The following is a 4,346-nucleotide window of genomic DNA, read 5'->3' on the forward strand; positions in this document are numbered from 1 at the left end:
CCGCCGTCGGTCGTGGCGCCGGTCGGTTCGGTCGTGGTGTCCTCACCCGATCCTCCACATGCCGCCGCGAGGAGTGCGACGACGAGGACGATCGCCCCGAGGACACCGCTGCGGAAGTGCGTCCGCATGGGTATCTCCCTTTCCGTTGTCGGGAACCGACCCGGGTCCGGGCCGGGGCTGATACTACGCAGGTCGTAGAGGCAACCCATCAGCGCGGGGTGACATTCCGTGCGTACGTCACGCGGCCACGCTGGTCTCGATCATCACGTCGTCCCGGTCCATCTCCCGCAGACCGGCCGGCAACAGGGCGCGTTCCAGCCGTCCGAACGCCAGGTCAGCGAGGAACGTGAGTCCGGCGACGAGGATGGCGCCGGCGAGCACCTGATCACGTGCAGCACGCCCCTGTGCGAACCCGTCGACGATGTAGCGCCCCAGCCCTCCGGATGAGCCGATCACAGCGATCAGGGGGACCGTCGCCATGACCTGCAGGAACGCGATCCGGATCCCCGCCAGGATCACGGGCGAACCCAGCGGCAGCTCCACATCGAGCAGGAGCTCCGTGGACGTCATACCCATGCCACGCCCCGACTCCACCGTCGCGGCATCTGCGCCTCGGACCCCGGTGTAGGTGTTCGTGAAGACAGGAGGCAACGCGAGCAGCAGCAGCGCGACGACGCCTGGCCAGAACGAGACCGCGACGCCCCACCGGATCGCGAGGAGCGCCGCGACGACCAGCACGCCGAACGAGGGGACGGCCCGTCCGATGTTCACTACAGCCGTGGCCAGGAACTCGGCTCGGCGCTTGTGGGCGAGCCACGCGGCGCTCGGGACCGCGAGCACGACGGCGATCGTCGTCGGGATGATGGCCAACTGCAGGTGCTGGACGATCCGGAAGGGGATCGTGCGGTCTCCCCAGCCCCACAGCGCGGGATCGGTCAGCCAAGCGGCGGTCTCCCGCAGCAGCTCGATCACGTTCAGCCCTCCGTCCGGCTGGCCCACGGGGTGAGGATCCGTTGGATCATGTACAGCACGAGATCGAGTCCGACCGCGACGATGACCGTGCCGACGAGCCCGACGAACGCCTCGGTCGGGAAGATGATCGAGCGGCGGAAGGCATCGAGGATGAAGTGCCCGAGACCGCCCCGCCCCAGCAACGCGGTGACGGTCACGAGCCCCACCACCGTCACCGTGGCGATCCGCAGTCCGGCGATGATGACGGGCAGGGCGAGCGGGAGTTCGATCTCCAGGAACCTCCGCGGACGCTGGTAGCCCATCCCCGTCGCCGCTTCGAGCGTGTCGGGGGGTACCCCGTCGATCCCCGTGACCATGTTGCGGACCAGGATCAGCAGCGTGTACGTCGTCAGCGGGATCACCGCGGTCCAGACGCTGAACAGCCCGAGGAACGCGGTGAGGAGGGCGAAGGCGGCGAGGCTCGGGATCGTGTACAGGACCGCGGTGGTCTGCGCGATCGGTTCGTACAGGTGCCGCCAACGCAGGGACACCACCGTGAGGACCAGCGCGATCAGCAGCCCCAGCCCGACCGGCACGGCGGTGAGGAACAGGTGCTCCAGCGTCCGTTCCCAGATATCCGACCGATGGCTCAGGATCCAGTCCCACCGGATCAGCGGGTCACCGCTCTGGGCGAGGAGGGGCGTCAGAGCCACAGTTCGGCGCTGATCTGCTCGACACGCAACATCCCCACGTACACGTCGTCCGAGTAGACGATCGCGACCTGGTTGCGGGTGTTCACGACGGCGTCCAGCGCTTCACGGAGGCTCGAGCTCGACTCGATCCACACCCGGAAGTCGCGCGTCTCGTGCTCGCCGACGGGACGTCCCGGTTCGAGATCGGAACCCCAGATCCACCCCCGCATGCGTTGACCATCGAGCACGCCCACCCAGGTCGAGTCGTGCTCCGCCATGACCCGTTTGGCCTCCTCGACGGAGGCGCTCGCATCGACGACCGGACCGCGTTCCAGTTCGAGATCGGTCACGGGGATCAGGGATAGACGCTTCAGACCTCTCTCGGCACCGAGGAAGTCCTCGACGAAAGCGTTGGCGGGCTGGGCCAGGACCTCCCGAGGAGGGGCGTACTGTTCGAGGACGCCCCCGACGTTGAGGATCGCGATCCGGTCACCCAACTGGATCGCTTCATCGATGTCGTGGGTGACGAACACGATGGTCTTGCGCATCCGGTCCTGCAGAGCGAGGAGCTCCTTCTGCAGGCGTGAGCGGACGATGGGGTCGACCGCACCGAACGGTTCGTCCATCAGGAGCACCGGAGGATCGGCGGCCAGGGCCCGGGCTACCCCCACACGCTGGCGTTGGCCTCCGGACAGTTCGGCCGGGTAGCGATCGCGCATCGACGCGTCGAGCCCCATGACCTCGATCAACTCGTCCACGCGGTCATCTATCCGCCCGTCATCCCACCCGAGCAGCCGGGGGACCGTCGCAACGTTGTCTCGGATCGTCCGGTGGGGGAAGAGCCCGATCTGCTGGATCACGTATCCGATGCCACGGCGGAGCTCGTGGGCCTCCTGCGAGCGGATCTCCCGACCGGCCACGTGGATGGAACCGCTCGTCGGTTCGATCAACCGGTTGATCATCTTGAGCGTGGTGGTCTTGCCGCACCCCGACGGGCCGACCAGCACCGCGATCTCGCCCTCGGGGACCTCGAACGACAGGTCGTCGACGGCCGGCTGCGACATGCCGGGGAAGACCTTGGAGACGCCATCGAGGCGGATCATCGTGTCGCCCACGTCGCTCCCCGGCTCTGGGTGGTCCGGTCGCCCCGATTTCAGGGTAGACAACCCGACGATGTCGGCAGGTGTTCCGTCCCCTCTTGCGACGGTGTTACATGCTGCGTACAGTTGTCGCATGACTGACGCGGGAACACATGACCGGATCCTGGACGCGACGATCCGAGCCATCGCCACGCACGGCCTCTCGCGCCTGTCGGTCGAGGACGTCGCCTCCGAAGCGGGCGTCTCGCGCCAGACCGTCTACCGCTACTTCGCTTCGCGTGATGACCTGATCCGCGCGGCGATCGTGGGGGAGGAGCAGCGGCTGATGGAACGCATCGGCGCCGCCGCACGCCGTCATCCGGATCTCCGCCCCTCGGTCGAGGCGGCGATCCTCGAGGCGCTCCGGGGTGCGCGAGAGCACCCCCTGCTGGATCGACTGCTCGCAACCGAACCCGAAGCGCTGTTGCCGGCGCTCCTGCACGGTTCGGGGCCGGTGCTGACCGCTGCCCTCCCCGTCCTCGAGGACCTGATCTCGGAGCGGATCCCGCATCTTTCGCCGGCGCTCGTCCACCGCGCCGCCGATGCCACAACCCGTCTGCTCGTGAGCTACGCGGTCAACCCGACCGACGAACCCCTCGAACAGGTCGCCGCCGAACTGGCCGACCTGCTGGTCCACGGCCTGAAGGCCGAGTGAAGGAGAACACCGTGTCGACCCACCGTTACGCCCTGCCCGTCGAGGAGACCCAATGGCGGATCCCCGGCCACAGCGAGGCCGTGTTCAACTGGGAGTACGACGAGGGGCGCCACCGCCTCCTGAACCTCTACGAGAAGGGGAAGGAGAAGCAGTGGAACGCCAACACGAGGATCGATTGGTCCCTGGACGTCGACACGACCAACACCGACGTGATGCCCGACGAGTACGTGCCCATCTTCGGATCCCCGACCTGGGAGCGCCTGTCGCGTGACGAGAAGAACGTGGTCCGCCACCACATGGCGACCTGGATGAACTCGCAGTTCCTGCACGGGGAACAGGGTGCGCTGATCTGTGCGTCCAAGATCGTGCAGACCGTCCCGGACGTCGACTCGAAGTTCTACGCCGCCACGCAGGTCATGGACGAAGCCCGCCACGTCGAGGCGTACTCGCGCTACCTCAACGAGAAGCTGGAGATGGCCTACCCGATCAACCCCCACCTTGCGACCCTGCTCGACCAGACGATCACCGACGGCCGGTGGGACATGACCTACCTGGGCATGCAGGTGATGATCGAGGGGGTCGCTCTGGCGGCGTTCTCGATGATCCGGGACTTCACGCAGGATCCGCTCGGCAAGTCCCTCAACGCCTACGTGATGCAGGACGAGGCACGTCACGTCGCCTTCGGCTCCCTGGCCCTCCAGGACGCGTACGCGGAGCTGACCGAGAAGGAGCGCGAGGAGCGCGAGGAGTTCGTCGTCGAAGCCTCCTACCTCCTCAAGGACCGGTTCCTCGCGGAGGAGGTCTGGGAGAACCTCGGCTTCGACACCGAGGAGTGCGTCGAGTACGTGGACAACGCCCAGCTGATGGGGGAGTTCCGCAAGGCGCTCTTCTCCCGTGTCGTCCCGACCG

At 67.2% G+C, this 4,346-nt stretch carries 5 protein-coding genes; 2 read left to right on the top strand and 3 right to left on the bottom strand.

Translation table 11 applies throughout. The features are described from left to right. Window positions 1-237 precede the first annotated feature (237 nt). From KY469_22420 to KY469_22430, 3 genes are read right to left on the bottom strand one after another with little or no spacing between them, the layout of a single operon-like run. Entirely contained in the window at window positions 238-972 is a 735-nt protein-coding gene (locus KY469_22420) for an ABC transporter permease (GenBank protein ID MBW3665849.1), read from the bottom strand. A 2-nt stretch (window positions 973-974) separates the two neighbouring features. Beyond that, on the bottom strand, window positions 975-1,658 hold the full coding sequence (locus KY469_22425; protein MBW3665850.1) for an ABC transporter permease: 684 nt from the start codon (window positions 1,656-1,658) through the stop codon (window positions 975-977). Continuing rightward, a complete protein-coding gene (locus KY469_22430) occupies window positions 1,655-2,746 on the bottom strand; it encodes an ABC transporter ATP-binding protein (GenBank protein MBW3665851.1) in 1,092 nt (363 codons plus the stop codon). The genes KY469_22425 and KY469_22430 overlap by 4 nt, the downstream gene beginning before the upstream one ends. Before the next feature lie 130 nt (window positions 2,747-2,876). Between KY469_22430 and KY469_22435 the strand changes: the two genes are divergently transcribed. Both KY469_22435 and KY469_22440 read left to right on the top strand, forming a co-directional pair. Next, on the top strand, window positions 2,877-3,437 hold the full coding sequence (locus tag KY469_22435) for a TetR family transcriptional regulator (protein MBW3665852.1): 561 nt from the start codon (window positions 2,877-2,879) through the stop codon (window positions 3,435-3,437). 11 nt (window positions 3,438-3,448) lie between these two features. Next, window positions 3,449-4,346: ferritin-like domain-containing protein (locus KY469_22440; GenBank protein MBW3665853.1), on the top strand; the 898-nt coding region annotated here is incomplete at its 3' end.

The organism is Actinomycetota bacterium, assembly GCA_019347575.1.
Lineage (GTDB): Bacteria > Actinomycetota > Nitriliruptoria > Nitriliruptorales > Nitriliruptoraceae > JAHWKY01.